Below are 13,868 nucleotides of genomic sequence, written 5' to 3'. Positions count from 1 at the left end.
CACATAAATGCGAAACATTGGCGGTGATGAAAACTGCGTTCCTCACTCTGACGCTCGCCGCAGCAACCCCGGCCGGTGCGGAGGACCTGACCGCTTACCTGCGGGCCGTCGATGCGTCTGCGGCCGTTGCCATTGATGATTCGCGTTTCGCCGCAGCCAGCGATGAGGAGAACGTGATTCGCATTTACAATCGCGAGAACTCCGCCGAACCGCTCCAGGAAATCGGTTTGTCCGCATTTCTCCAGGTCGATCCCGCTTCGCCCGAAACAGACATCGAGGCGGCCGCAAGAATCGGACAGCGCGTGTTCTGGATTACTTCACACGGCCGGAACAAGGACGGGAAATATCGCGGCAGCCGATATCGGTTCTTTGCCACTGACATTGACCTCAACCAACCGAAACTCCTGGTTCCCAGGGGCGAGCCTTACAAGGATCTGTTGCGGGATCTGCTCGCTCACAAGCCGCTGGAGAAATTTGGTCTTTCAGCGGCATCACGCCTGGCGCCCAAGGCCCCGGGAGGCCTGAACATTGAAGGATTAGTGGCGACACCCGACGGCCATCTGCTGATCGGTTTTCGCAGCCCCGTTCCGAACGGCCAGGCCCTGATTGTTCCATTGTTGAATCCGGACCAAATGATTCAGGGAACCGCAGCGAAACTTGGAACTCCGATTCAACTCAAGCTCAACGGTCTCGGAATTCGAAGCATGGATTTCTGGGACGGCGAATACGGAATTGTCGCCGGTTCGACGGAAGGAAATGAGAGATTTGAACTATTCCGCTGGAAAGGTGGCGATGCCGTTCCCGTCCGAGTGGTGGGCGGGATTCCGGGAACCGTGAACGCGGAATCGCTTGTCCTTTGGCCCGACGCAAATCGTGGCCTGCAATTTCTCAGCGACGACAGTGGAGAGCCTCAGAACGCGCCGAAGCGATTGAAGAAGCTGAAGGGAGCAAAGTCGTTTCGGTCCGCCAGCATCCCGGTCGATTGATGCGGTCAGTGCCCTGCTTCGATGAATCGATAGAAACAGGAAGGCTCAGCTTTCGCATCTGCGTGCACGAACTGAAAACGCGCACCATTCACGCGCACCGCGGTTCCGATAGTCACCCAATCGACAAGGTTCGTTGACATTTGCACGTGATAGAATCCGTCGGGGGAGCCCGAGAATTCGACCACTCTTTCATTCGCAACGAATTGCAGGTTCGCGCGAACAGACTCTTCGGCGGGTTGAACAATGATGGATGGCAGCTCTTTGCATTTGCCGGCCCGGCCGTTGCGTGCAATAGCCTCGATTTCGGCCCCATGCAGCGCGCGATCATAGAGTGCCAGCTCGTCCAGCTCGCCGAATTGCGGGCCAGCGGGCTTCGGATAAAAACTGAAACTTCGCTGTCCTAGAAAAGCAGGACCCAGATTCGGGATTGTGCCACGGAACAGGTTCGTGGATTTCACGGACGCCACAACGCGCCCGTCCACATAGAGAATGCATTGGTTTGTTGCACCGCGCTGAAACGAGACGGCCACATGATGGTAGACGCCGTCGCGCAATTCAGGTCCGCCCGACACACTCTGCGAAGTCACTTTAGGCAACGGCCCGGCTGACTCGAACGAGAAAACAAGCTGCCCGTTGTTGACTGCAAAAACATAACTCGCTGTTTCCGGCGTCGGAGGCTGGGGGATCGCCACGCCGCGGTTGTCGGCAATAACAAATTCCGGAGTGCCCAGCCAGCGGATTGTAGGATTCGTACTCAGCCGTACCCACGCCTCCAGGCTAAAGCTGGCCTCTGCGAAACCTTCGAGCTCAGGATAATGCGGCAGTCTGATACCACCTCCAGTAAGATTGAAAGCTTGCGCGACTTTCCCCGTGCTGTACCGGGCCCCCAACGCAGTGGCTGTTCGCCCGCTCACGATTTCAATTGTCGATCCGTCCCCGGGCCACCACGCCAACAAGCCTGCGGGGGATTCCATGCAGCTGTTTGCCGCGACCACCTTCACGTGCGCGCTGGAACTCACCACCATGCCGGTCCGGTTGCTGATCGAGACAGAGTAGAACCCCGCCTGGGCAGCTTCAATCCGAGGGATATGCAACGTCCGGCCTGTGGCATGTGGAATGTTGGTTCTATTGAAACTCCATTGGTAGGAAACGGGCTTGCCGCCTGTTGCCGTCACTTGCAGCAGCAAATCTTCGCCTTCAGGGATCGCCTGGCTCAGGGGGTTGGATACAACCTGCGGCGGGGGCAGGCATCGGCCCGAACGAGACGAGTTGAAGATTTCACGAATTTCCTCCGCAGCCAGAGCGCGGCGGTGGAGGGCAAGTTCATCAACCACGACAGAGCCCGAAAAGGGCGAAGCGCCGGCCTGCGGGCCGATTATCATATTGCTCTGATTCGCTGCAATTGCCGCGGCATGCGGCGCGGTGGCGGCTACCGCGCCATTCGTATAAAGCTTCAACATCGCGCCATTGAACGTCGCCGTGACGTAGTTCCATGCGGCGGACGGGAGCGCGGCGGGCGCAATCACAGTCGCGGATCCCGCCGTTCCCGATCCAATCGCAAAGTACGGACGCGCATTTGTTATTCCGAACGCGAAACCGGTTGTCATCCCAGGATCGCTTTTGCTCAGGATGGTTTGGGCCGAGCTCGGCACACCCGGCTGCACCCACGCCTCCACTGAAATAGCCTCGGTCAAATTCAACGACGAGGTGTGCGGAACGAATACAAAGGAGTTCAAGCGACCGCTCCATACATGGAACGCGCGACCCACCTTCCCTGACACAAAGCCGCTGACCAGCGTCGATTCAAGGAAATCGTTGGTTCCCCATGAGTCGAGCAGATCGTCTTCAAATCGCCACCAACCGACCAATCCCTGTGCGACGGGGGTGCAATTGGGACCGGGTTTAGTCGTCAATCGGGCGACAATGCTCGTTACCGAACCGCCAGCATTGCTGATAACGGCACGGTACTCGCCCTCGTGGGCAGCTTGTGCGTTAAGGATTGTGTAAGTCGCGGTTGTTCCGATCGGTATGTTTGTGCCGTTGAATTGCCATCGGACGCTCGCTGGAGCGGCGCTTTGAAACGCGATGCTGAAAGAAGCGCGTTCACCTTCGAACACATTGGTGCTGTGAGGTTGAACCGCGATCACAGGCAAGGGTGTCCCCACGATGGGGCGGCATTTGCCAAACGCTCCCGCGTCGTAGATGGCATGGATGTCCGATGATGCAAGCGCGCTGCTGTACATCGTGAGTTCGTCGATGACACCATTAAAGAACTGACCGACATAACCGCATTCTTCGCCTTCACTGTGAAAGCCGCCTATGAAGAAATCGCATCCTGAGTCCACGGGCACCGTTCCAGGCGTGCTTGTCGCCGTCAAAATTCCATTCACATACAATTGCAGCGCGATTCCATCCCAAGTTCCTGCAACGTGGGTAAACTGTCCGATCGGAATCTCCTCCGGAGCTTCCACCTCATAAAAGCTGAACATGTCTGTTCCGAACTGCCACGAGAGCCGAACACCGCTGACTCCTCTTCGAACCACCAATTGCGGAAAGCCAAAGCTCTGGCCGAAAATTAATTCCTGGTCGATGGCATCATTCACCTGCCCAGCAGGCCGGATCCAAGCCTCGACTGTGTAACTGGGAGTTGAGAGAGCGGCTGAATGCGGGATTCGAACGGCTTGGTTGTTGCCATCAAATGACAGTGCTGAACCGACCACGCCAGCAGCGAAACCAGCATTGTTCAACAGGACTCCATGGTGGCCATCGATACCATCATCAGCCGAATGGTCTCCCGCCCACCAACCGCTGAGGCCGGACGGGGCCGGCGTACAAGCGGTTCCACCGGGTGTCAAAGGCAGCTCGTTGCGATACATTCCGACGTTGTTGTCATATGCGTTGCAAAGGACAATGTCTGGACGCAAATCGCCATCGAGATCGGATACCGACAATCCCCAGGCATTGAGACCCGTGGCCAGGTCCAGTCGAGTCCCAAACCAGTTGGTAGGCGATTCCCCAGGCTCACTGCGATTCTCGAAGATGAACAGATGGCTTTGCTGCTCTGTAACCCCGGCGATATCCAGCTTCCCATCCCGGTTGAGGTCAGAAAGTTCAACACTGTGCGTCCAGCCACCAGTTTCGAGATCATGCCTGGGCTCGAACGAAATGGATTCCAGATGTCCTGGAAAACTTGTGTTCCGGTAAATAGCAATGCGCTGTCCCTCAAGCGACGCGCCCGCAACCAGATCGATACGTCCATCCCGGTCCAAATCGCCCACTGCAATGCCTTCGCAACTGAGAGGCGCTGGCAAGCTGGCGGCGAAGGCAAACGAGCTGGAAGAGATCGTATTGGAAGCCGTCGTGTTCTTCAGGATGGAAACCATCGTGTCCTTGAAGTTAACCACCGCGATGTCGAGCTTTGAATCGCCGTCGAAATCTGCACATGCGAGGTTCGCGGCTCCTGATCCCGCAGGAAAATCGATGTGCCCGGCAAATGATGCAGACGTCACATCAGCGCCGCTGCCAAGATTCTTCAATACCGAAATCGACTGGCCCTCGAAGTTGGCTGTGATGATTTCGGGACGCCCGTCCCCATCCAGATCGCGCACAGCAACGGCCATTGGGAAGGAACCCGTGACGAGGTCCACGGGCGCTTCAAAGGATGCCGCGCTCACGCTCCCGGTGTGCGCCGCATTGCAGAACACGGAAACCGTATTCAAGCTGCGGTTTGCTGTTAACAAATCATCCCACCCGTCGCCGTTAATGTCCGCGACCTCAACCTTGTATGGGACTTCGCTGGCAACCGGCCCCGAAAGGAGGATCGGCGCAGAAAACGTATTGGAACTCAGCGGATGCAATCCCAGGTTTTCAAACAGCGATATATTTTGGGATCCCGAATTTGCAACGGCAAGATCAGGTTTTCCGTCCCGGTTGAAGTCACCCACCGCGACGCGCGACGGGAGATTGCCGGCGGGAAGGAGACCAACTGCAGCGAAGCGAGAGATCTCGATGGACGGCGCGGCCGCAACAAGACCTGGTGCGAGACACCACGGTGCAATCTTCATGCAAGCCAGCCGGACGAGTGAGTGGGCTCGAGTTTTCATTGGATAATTAAAACCTCTGCACCGCATTCCAGGGCCGATGCACACCGAGGTCAAGGGAATTCCTGCCGACCCAAACGACGGTTGGTCTCCAATGTTCGAGCTAGGGCGAACCATTTGGCACAAACCGGAAGAAGCGCGGTGACGGGTGTTGCTCATCCGAAACGGTGAATTGGAACGAACCGCTTCCAACGGAGACTGCCGGACCAAGAGGAATCCAGTCGACGAGATTGGCCGAACCCTCAACCGCGTACTCGACATCCGCGGCGCCCGCGGGATTAATTCACGCTTCGATGGTAAAAACATTACTGAAGGACAACGACGGATGATCAGGAACGAGCATGATTCGATTGCACGAGCGCGTGCATGCGGGTTCCGAACGCCAGCGCGCCCGTTTCGCAAAATTCGTTGTCGACCCAACATGAATTGACCACAATCCGTCCAACCCAAAAAACAACACTATGCGAAGTGCCGCCTTTCTCATCCCAATCAGCGTTTGTGCCGCAGCGCTCACTTTCGCGGGCTGTGCGACCCGCCAGAACTCGGCCGCTCCCGGCAAGTTTCCAGCCCGATACAAAGCTGATGACGGGCGAAACGTAGTCATCGGTTCAAGCACCGCTTCCAATTCGGGCTGGAACTTCAAGCATCCGCACCTGGCGCACTGCTGGATTGCCGATGGATTTGATTTCACCGGCTACGACGCCCTTTACATTGCGCCCGTGAAGTCGACCGCGACGTTCCATGACGATGAGAAACGGCTCCATGAGTGGACTGCAGGCAATTATGTCGAGCAGTTGAGTGATTTCATCCGGGCGCGGCAGCTGTTCGCCACCGTGGTCACCAACGAAAGTGCGCTTCCAGCGAATGCGCGTTATTTGACGATGGAGAATACGATCGTTGAATATTCGAAAGGTGGCGGGGCCGCCCGGTATTTCGCGGGAATGTATGGCGCAGGCCAGCCCGTGTTGCGCGTGCAGGGACGAATGACCGACGCAGGCCAGGAAAAGTTTGCGTTCGACGTTCGCCGCAGCGGTGTCTCAAGTTCATCGCGGATGTGGGGCGGTTTCATGAAAGACGAAGACGTCCAGGTCGGAGATATTCGGAGCATGACGCTGGACCTGAGCGACTTCATGGCCGCGATCGCGGGCAAATACACGTCGCGGCACGCTCGCTGATCCGGGAACGCCGCGGCTCCCATTTACGGTCAAACGAGATCCGCAGGCGGACGCGGACGGGCACCAGCCTCGCGCCACACGCCGGAATCGTTCCATAGGACGAGCCACTCGGATTTGCCATCCATGCACGCGAACAATTCGTCTTCCGTCAATACCATCGCAGCTGTCGAAAGCGCATCGGATTCAGCGGCCGATGACGTCAACGCCCACGCTCTTCCCCGATCTGTGACGGGCTTGCCGATGCGCGGATCCAGGATGTGCGCGCCTTTCACAGCCAAGCCTGAGCCGCTCAGCGAGCAGTGTTGCAGCAGAAGCCGCAGGTCCGTCTCTGATTCGCCAAGGCCGCAGGACCAGCCTGGCATTCCCGAAGGCGGATTCCCCGCAAGAATGCTGCTGCCGCCCGCGACCAATAAAAATGACGGGCAACCCCAATCGGCAAGTTCCTCCGCCATTCGATCCAAGGCAAAGCCCTTGCCGATCGCGCCCAGATCGAACTGCAGGCGTCCGCTTTCGCAATGAATCGAAAACGTGCTTCGATTCAACGACCAAACGGGGATCTCCAACTGGCGCCTCACGGCATCGGGGCTGACGCAGAACGCGGAGTGTGTCACAGCTTCCATGCGTCTGGCGATTTCAAGGCAGGCGAAGGTCGGCTCGCTCAGCCGCAACTCTTCGCCGGGAGTGAGAAAGCCAATCTGGCTGATCTCGCTGTTTTCACGGAATCGGCTCAGCAGGCCTTCCAGACGATCCAACAGATCAAAAGCTGTTCGCGCCGCCTGCCCTGCATACGACTTCTCCTCGCCGGAAATTCTGACTTCAAAATGCGTGGCCATCGCCTCGTGCCGAAAAATGTGAACCCCGTCACTCATCGATCCCTGCAGCAGGAGGTGTCCAAAGCAGGAGCAGCACTTCAGGACGAACCCCAAAAAACTCAGATCGCCAGCCTTCCGCGCGAGCCTCGAGGTTTGGCGCGGGCTCCAGCGAACTGACGTAAAAATCAGCAACCCCGGGGTCCTGCCCGGGCTGATAATATCCCACGCGTGAGAATCTGCGCAGATACCATGGGAGTGGCCACGGATCTGATGCGACAACTGAAATCCGCACCCGCGCGGTGTTGGTGTGAGTCAACGCTTTCAGGCGTTCCGGCAATCCGAGCAGGTCTTCCACGGTGTGGGCATATGCATACGGATTTCTGTCGTCAGACGGCCGTGCGAAGCCCCACTTCCATGTTTCTTGGCCCGACAGCGCGAGCAGCGCCGTTGCACCCAGAATGAGCGCCGCGCGAGCCGCAGCGCGTTGTCGCGCGAACCACAGCTTCTGGAAACCGACTCCGGCCAGCAGCGCGATTGGCAGCCAAAGGTTCAATCCGAGCCACGGATTCTTGTAAGGAATCGCACTGTAGAGAATGAGGATCGCGATGCAGTAAAATCCGAGCATTGGCAGCGGCAGCGTGCGGGTTGCACTGCTTCGAAGCGCTTTCAAGCTGAGCCAGGTTCCGTAAATTGCCAGCCCGATGAGTCCCCATCCTGCGCCGCTACCGCCCAGCAGAAGCCCATAATAGTAATACGGCTTTTCGTGTCCTTCGCCGCCAGCCCGTTGCGCAAAGCGCGGGAAGGATTTCAGGAGGTCCACTGGTCCTTCCCAATTGCGTCCGCCCCACGTGTAAAACGCAAGCGTCACCAACACGAATGCAACAAATGCGTTTGCCGCGGGGCTGACGAACTGCCGCAGAGCCACACGACGACCCGTCCCTGAATTTCGTTCCGCCCAGAGCCACCAAACCAGCGGCACTGCTGCCGCCGCGAAATGGAGTACGGCAGTTTCCTTGCACGCGAGCATGAACGCGGCTGACGCGCCCAGCGCCGCAGCCCCGTGAGATCTTGACTCCAGCACGCGCAAGCCTGAGAGCAGAAACGCCAGCGTCCCAAACACAAACAGCATTTCGTGAATGAAGTAGCGGCCGTAGTAAACCGGCAAAGGCGCCACTGCAAACAACAGGGCACCCAGAATTGCGCTGATAAATCCGATGCGTTTGGCGACTACGGCAAAAAGAAGAACGGTCAGGAAACTGAAGATCGCAGGAATCGATCGAAGAACCGGCTCGGTGAGATCGGAAAGATGTTTCTGACCTGCGAGGCGGGACGCTGGAACGGCAGCAAGGTACAAGGCAGGACCGTGACGATCCTGCGGGTCATATTGATACGGCTGGCCAGCGAGGAGTTGGCCGGTAATGTAACCGTTTACGGCCTCGTCGGTGTGCATCGGCCGCTCACCGAGATGCGGCAACCGAACGAGGAGCGTAAGGAGGGCGATCCCCAAAAAGACCGCCCATCGCGAAGGAGTGGAAACTGGAGGCACGCGTGAACCTCCAGCGGGTTTACTGGGCTTTGCCGAATACTTCCACTTCGATGTAGTGGTTCAGTTTATTGGTCGTGTTGCCATTGCTGTAGAGGCGCACGTAACGGCCTTTGACGCCCTTGGCATCGATCAGCTTGCCTTCGTAATTCTCCATGTAGGCCATGTCCTTGCCTGCGCCGAGGCCAAGAACATTTCCGATATCGGCGTTGAATATCGTCGTAACGCCTTTCTTGAACTCTGGATCGTCAGATACCTGGACGACGACATCCCGATAAACACGTGCTTGTGAATGATAATGCCACAGGAGCACGGCGTAGATTTCAGAGGATTTTTCGAGATCGATTTGCACCCATTGCTTGCCAGGCCCGAGTTCAACCCAGGATCCTTCATCGCCTTCCTTGTCGCCGTCCGTGACCAGGTCCAGCGTGCCCATCACGGGTTCATTGTCGCTGGCGGTGACAGGTTTTCCGGCGGCGATGTTGGTGGTGCCCGCGGGAACCAGAAAGTCAGGGCGCTTGCCCTGGCGCGCGGGCTCCAGGTTGGGGATCTTCACTGGAACGGGAGTGCCGACAAACAGCGGCTTCGGCAGCTCGGTTTTCAACGGCACCTTGTCTTGCGCAATCGCTGCATGTGCAAGCACAGACAGCGACAAAACGGAAAAGATGAGTTTCGAATTCATACGTTATCTCCAATCAATGGTTAAAAATCGGCGGATCCGGTGGCGGGAACCATCATGCCTCGGCATCCTTTAAATCAATATCCAGCGTGCGGCGTGCGGCAATCGCTTCGTTCGCCTTGTGAATGATGTATTCGCTCGTGAACGCCTCGTCCGCAGGACAATTCAATTTGGCCTCGCCCCGCATTGCCTTGAAGAAATTCTCCAGATGCGGCTGATGAATCGCCTTGTTGAAGAACACCGGGATTTCGTAAGCGGCCAGCTGCGCGGTCTCCCGCACATCGACCTTGGTGGCGTCCTTCACGGCCTCAGATGGCGGAGCCTGTTTCGCACGCAGGTAATTTTTGCGAACCCATTCATCCCATACGGGAGCCCGCGCTTCGCGGAAGACTGTCGTCAAACTCGGATTTTCGGACATCTTGAGCGAGCCTTCGTCGCCCATGAAATATTCGAAGTAACCACCGCCCGCGCTCGTGGTGGTATGCACCTGGTAAAACGCGCGCGCCACGCCTTCGGGCAGCTCGTATTCGTAAACCACCATCGCGTTGTCGTACCATTCGTGCGTCGTGTAGTAGTCCATTCCGCCGCTGGCCATGACTGACCGCGGCAGCTTCCCGAACCACCAGTTGAAAATATCGATCTGATGCGCGCCCAGGTCAGAGAGCGGCCCTCCTCCCAGTTCCTTGAACCAGCGCCAGTTGCGGAACTGGTGCATGTCCTTGAATCCATACTGCGCCAGCTGCTCGGCTGACATGTCCGAGCGCTTGGGCCATTTGAAATCCTCGGCGGCGGCGCGATTCCACTGCGCGTTTGCAGCAGTGAGACGTCCGCAGATTTTCGCCTCGTTCATCAGGCGGTTCAAGGCGAACACGTAACGCGGATTGCTGCGGCGCTGATGCCCAATCTGCAGGAGCTTTCCGGTTTCCCGCATCGTGTGAACCATCGAGCGCGCGGCTTCGATGGAATGCGCCATCATCTTTTCGCAATACACGTGCAGACCGGCCTTCAGGCAGGCATTGGTCACTGGCGCGTGCCAGAAATCCGGGGTGGCGACGACTGCAGCCTGGAGATCCTTTTCCTTCTCGAGCATCTGCTCATGGTTTTCGTACGCGCGCACCTCCACGCCCATCTTTTTCAATGAGCGTTCCGCGTAGGTGCGGGCGTATTCCCAAATGTCGACAACGGCAACCAACTGGATCCCCTCGATCTTGAGCAGTGATTCCAGCAGCACGCGGCCCTGAGCTCCGAAGCCGATCAGCGCAACGTTGATCTTGCCGTTTGGCGAACGGTTCTGGCCGAAGGACGACGCTCCGGCGGTCAGGATCAATCCCGCTCCGGCAGCGGCGGTGGTGCGGACGAAGTCCCGCCGGGTGATGAGGTTCTCTACCATTTCTTCAATATGCTAAAGCGATTGTGCCGGGCCAGCGTGAACGCCAGCGCGATCAGCGCCACGTGAATCGCCAGCCACGCGACACCGTCGTCCTGCTTGATCAGAATAAGGCCGACCGTCAGGCCGATGTAGAGCAGACCCTGCAGGAACAATGAAATCCGGGTGCCCAGACCGACCACCAACATTACACCAAGAATGATCAGCGCCCAACCGAGCACCGCGTAAAAAGGGGTCGTCGCAACGGCTGGCATCAACGGTTCGCCCGCGAAGCGGTCCTTCATTGACTGGGGAATGGCGCTGTAATTGGTGAGCGCGTAGAACTTTTCCTTAACCTCGATCATTGCGCCGCTCGGGTCCGCCATGCCGGTGCTGGGATCGATAAAGGGTTTCTGGACGGTGTTAAACCCGCCGAACTTTTCGATGCCGGTTACAATTGCCCGGAAGCCAAGCCACAGCCGCAGCAGTAGGAATGCGAGCGTATGGTCAAATGCGCCGCCCCGGGAGTCTTTCACGTTTACTTCATTCATGCTTTGATCTTCTGCCGTTCACCGGCGAACCGCACGCAAATGGACGCAGATGCGTTCGCCGTTATTCAGGTTACGGATTGAAGCGGGCACCATACCCGCGGACAAATCCTATACATTGGGCCGCGTCCGATACATTGTTTTCCCAATTGTGCTCGTACTCGACGGAAATGTTCCCCACAAATTTCTGCCGCTTCAGTTCGTCGAGAATTCCCGGGATGTTGGAAACGCCATTGCCATAGGGCACATCGTGGGCAGTCGAGGACTTTTCGTTCAGATCCTTCAGGTGCGAACTGACGATCCGGCCTTCCAGGATCTTCAGGCATTCCACCGGATTCAGGCCCGACCGCACCCAATGGCCCGTATCGGCTGCCGCCCCGAGCCGCTCATCCCGGTTTTTGACAACGCTCAGGACGTAGTTCGGATCCCACACCTTGTAATTGGCGTCGTTTGCCCTGCGCGGATGATTATGGATTCCCACCCGAATGTCGAATTCCTTGGCCAGCTTTTCGATGGTATCGATTGCGCCCACGGATTCCGTGGTGATGGCGTACAGGTTCAACGCCTTGGCCAGTTCGAATACTTTCCGGGCGCCGGCTTCATCCCTGGGAATATCGACAACGCCGTAATTGACAGCCTTAAGGCCGCGCTCGGCGAGGCGAGCCTTTACCTTTTCGATCACGGCTGCAGGCGCGTTGTGGTCGAACTTAACATCCGGTTCCGCGGCGCTGAGTCGCTGTCCGGGGTAGAGTTCAATGACCTTTCCGCCCGCTTCGATAGTCTTGTCGATCGTCTCGAATACGGAGAAGCGATTGAACGTCCATGCCTGGCAGCCGACAGCAAATCCGAACGTTCGGCAGGATTCCGGAATGGGTTCAGCCTGGACCGGCGCGACACATGCGATACCGGTGAACAGGGCGGACAGGAGAACTTTTTTGGTGCTCATAACAAAAACTCGTTTCGAAATCGCGGAAACCATGGCAGGATCGCTGACGTCTGCCAAACGCAAACTTGGCCGAAAGCGATCCTGAGAATTAATGACTCGTGCCCTGCGGCAAAACTGATCACGTCTCGAAAATCTTTCATGAAATCATCCAAATCCTCCTCGTTCGCCGTCAATCGTCGGCGCTTCCTGAAGACCAGCGCCCTAGCTGCAACCGCCGTCACCTTTGGCGTTCCGGCACTGTTGCGCGGCCAAAACCTCAACAGCAAGATCAACATCGCGACGATCGGAGCCGCGGGCAAGGGCGCCAGCGACACGGATCATTGCGCGACTGAAAACATCGTCGCCCTGTGCGACGCTGACCAGAATCATTGCGCAGGCCAGCTCAAGAAATACCCGAAGGCGAAGTTCTATCACGATTATCGCAAGATGTTCGACGACATGAGCAAGTCGATCGATGCGGTCATTGTCGCGACGCCTGACCACTTCCATGCGGTGGCCGCTTCCGCAGCCATTCAGCTCGACAAACACATTTATTGCCAGAAGCCCCTGACCCAGACGATTCACGAAGCTCGCCGCTTGCGCGACCTGGCGCGGGAGCACAAGGTCATTTCACAGATGGGCAACCAGGGCAGCGCCGAGGACGGATTGCGCCGCGCGGTTGAAGTGATTCAGGCCGGCCTCATCGGCCCCGTCCGTGAAGCCCACGTTTGGAGTAATCGCCCAATCTGGCCGCAAGGCATGGGCCGCCCGGAAGGATCGGATCCTATCCCGGAAGGTCTGGACTGGGATCTTTGGATTGGCCCGGCCCAGATGCGGCCTTACAAGAAGGGTGCGTATCATGCGTTTAACTGGCGCGGCTGGGTGGATTTCGGCACGGGAGCTCTCGGCGATATGGCATGCCATACGGTGAACATGCCTTTCCGAGCTTTGAAGATGGGTTTTCCGACGGAAATTGAATCCGAAACCTCAGGCATGAACGGGGAAACCTACCCGCTCGGCTCGAAGATCCGCTTCCAATTCCCTGCCCGGGCCGAAATGCCGGCGCTGACGTTTTGGTGGTACGACGGCGGCAAGCCAAAGGACGGCGCCCGCGGCGGGCACGACGGCAGCAACAAACCTTCGAAGGAACTGACCGCGGATGTTGAAGCTGCGCGCGGTGAAGTTCCCGGGAGCGGTTGTTTGATTATCGGCGACAAGGGACAGATCTTTTCCGACGACGACTACGGCACGCGTTTCTACGTGAAATTGAAGGGCGAGGAAAAGCTGGTGCATTACAGCCGCCATGAAGCGGTGAGCGCCATTCCGGTCACGCTTCCGCGTAATCCGTTCAAGGGTGACGCTGACGCCCGCCAGCACCTCGAATGGTTGCAGGCGATCCGTGACACCAAGCCTGGAATGTGCTTCTCGAACTTCGACATCGCGGCGGATCTGACTGAGATCATGCTCCTCGGATGCGTCGCGATGCGCGTGGGCAAGAAACTCGAGTGGGACGGCCCGAACATGCGAGCCAAGAATGCGCCTGAGGCAGCCAAATTCGTCAAACGCGATTATCGCGCTGGCTGGAAAGTCTAGGCCCGGTCGCTGGAACGCAGACATTTGCCGTGGACTCCGGTCCACGGCTTTTTCGTTGGCAACGCCGTACCGTCCGGCATCTTGCCGCCCGGAAAACCGCAGGCCTCGGAGGGGCGCCGAAAATCGATAATATGCTCGGCC

General features: G+C 57.8%; 10 protein-coding genes. 3 read left to right on the top strand and 7 right to left on the bottom strand.

The genetic code is table 11. The annotated features are described in order from the left end of the window. The first annotated feature begins 26 nt into the window (after positions 1-26). The gene (locus VEH04_09110; GenBank protein HYG22928.1) at positions 27-986 is read left to right on the top strand and encodes a DUF3616 domain-containing protein; all 960 of its coding nucleotides are present in this window, start codon (positions 27-29) and stop codon (positions 984-986) included. Positions 987-991: 5 nt separating this feature from the next. Here VEH04_09110 and VEH04_09105 read toward each other — a convergent pair whose 3' ends face one another. Further along, the gene (locus VEH04_09105; GenBank protein HYG22927.1) at positions 992-5,089 is read right to left on the bottom strand and encodes a LamG-like jellyroll fold domain-containing protein; all 4,098 of its coding nucleotides are present in this window, start codon (positions 5,087-5,089) and stop codon (positions 992-994) included. A gap of 458 nt (positions 5,090-5,547) precedes the next feature. Between VEH04_09105 and VEH04_09100 the strand changes: the two genes are divergently transcribed. Then, entirely contained in the window at positions 5,548-6,261 is a 714-nt protein-coding gene (locus tag VEH04_09100) for a hypothetical protein (GenBank protein HYG22926.1), read from the top strand. Positions 6,262-6,290: 29 nt separating this feature from the next. Here the strand turns inward: VEH04_09100 and VEH04_09095 are convergent, their stop codons facing one another. From VEH04_09095 to VEH04_09070, 6 genes are all read right to left on the bottom strand, one after another. Continuing rightward, on the bottom strand, positions 6,291-7,130 hold the full coding sequence (locus VEH04_09095; protein ID HYG22925.1) for an FAD:protein FMN transferase: 840 nt from the start codon (positions 7,128-7,130) through the stop codon (positions 6,291-6,293). Next, positions 7,123-8,619 carry a flippase activity-associated protein Agl23 gene (locus VEH04_09090; protein HYG22924.1) on the bottom strand — a complete coding sequence of 499 codons (1,497 nt, stop codon included), beginning with the start codon at positions 8,617-8,619 and terminating at the stop codon, positions 7,123-7,125. Before VEH04_09090 ends, VEH04_09095 begins: the two co-directional genes overlap by 8 nt. A gap of 19 nt (positions 8,620-8,638) precedes the next feature. Next, the gene (locus VEH04_09085; protein HYG22923.1) at positions 8,639-9,298 is read right to left on the bottom strand and encodes a discoidin domain-containing protein; all 660 of its coding nucleotides are present in this window, start codon (positions 9,296-9,298) and stop codon (positions 8,639-8,641) included. Positions 9,299-9,350: 52 nt separating this feature from the next. Continuing rightward, positions 9,351-10,685, bottom strand: coding sequence for a Gfo/Idh/MocA family oxidoreductase (locus tag VEH04_09080; protein HYG22922.1), 1,335 nt, complete (start codon positions 10,683-10,685; stop codon positions 9,351-9,353). Then, on the bottom strand, positions 10,679-11,212 hold the full coding sequence (locus VEH04_09075) for a hypothetical protein (GenBank protein ID HYG22921.1): 534 nt from the start codon (positions 11,210-11,212) through the stop codon (positions 10,679-10,681). Before VEH04_09075 ends, VEH04_09080 begins: the two co-directional genes overlap by 7 nt. Before the next feature lie 70 nt (positions 11,213-11,282). Further along, complete coding sequence (locus VEH04_09070; GenBank protein ID HYG22920.1) at positions 11,283-12,155, bottom strand: sugar phosphate isomerase/epimerase; 873 nt, start codon at positions 12,153-12,155, stop codon at positions 11,283-11,285. A gap of 138 nt (positions 12,156-12,293) precedes the next feature. On the opposite strand from VEH04_09070, the gene VEH04_09065 reads away from it, so the two are divergent. Next, entirely contained in the window at positions 12,294-13,727 is a 1,434-nt protein-coding gene (locus tag VEH04_09065) for a Gfo/Idh/MocA family oxidoreductase (GenBank protein ID HYG22919.1), read from the top strand. Positions 13,728-13,868 lie beyond the last annotated feature (141 nt).

The organism is Verrucomicrobiia bacterium (assembly GCA_035629175.1).
Classification (GTDB): Bacteria; Verrucomicrobiota; Verrucomicrobiia; order Limisphaerales; family DASXHY01; genus DASXHY01.
The sequence above is the reverse complement of the archived record's forward strand: the minus strand, read 5'-3'. Positions and strand labels throughout refer to the sequence as shown.

Bases quoted from the DNA above. Each gene is read 5' to 3' on its own strand.
- VEH04_09075 (HYG22921.1), bottom strand. From the start codon at position 11,212: ATGAATGAAGTAAACGTGAAAGACTCCCGGGGCGGCGCATTTGACCAT.
- VEH04_09065 (HYG22919.1), top strand. From the start codon at position 12,294: ATGAAATCATCCAAATCCTCCTCGTTCGCCGTCAATCGTCGGCGCTTC.
- VEH04_09095 (HYG22925.1), bottom strand. From the start codon at position 7,130: ATGAGTGACGGGGTTCACATTTTTCGGCACGAGGCGATGGCCACGCAT.
- VEH04_09105 (HYG22927.1), bottom strand. From the start codon at position 5,089: ATGAAAACTCGAGCCCACTCACTCGTCCGGCTGGCTTGCATGAAGATT.
- VEH04_09070 (HYG22920.1), bottom strand. From the start codon at position 12,155: ATGAGCACCAAAAAAGTTCTCCTGTCCGCCCTGTTCACCGGTATCGCA.
- VEH04_09085 (HYG22923.1), bottom strand. From the start codon at position 9,298: ATGAATTCGAAACTCATCTTTTCCGTTTTGTCGCTGTCTGTGCTTGCA.
- VEH04_09080 (HYG22922.1), bottom strand. From the start codon at position 10,685: ATGGTAGAGAACCTCATCACCCGGCGGGACTTCGTCCGCACCACCGCC.
- VEH04_09100 (HYG22926.1), top strand. From the start codon at position 5,548: ATGCGAAGTGCCGCCTTTCTCATCCCAATCAGCGTTTGTGCCGCAGCG.
- VEH04_09110 (HYG22928.1), top strand. From the start codon at position 27: ATGAAAACTGCGTTCCTCACTCTGACGCTCGCCGCAGCAACCCCGGCC.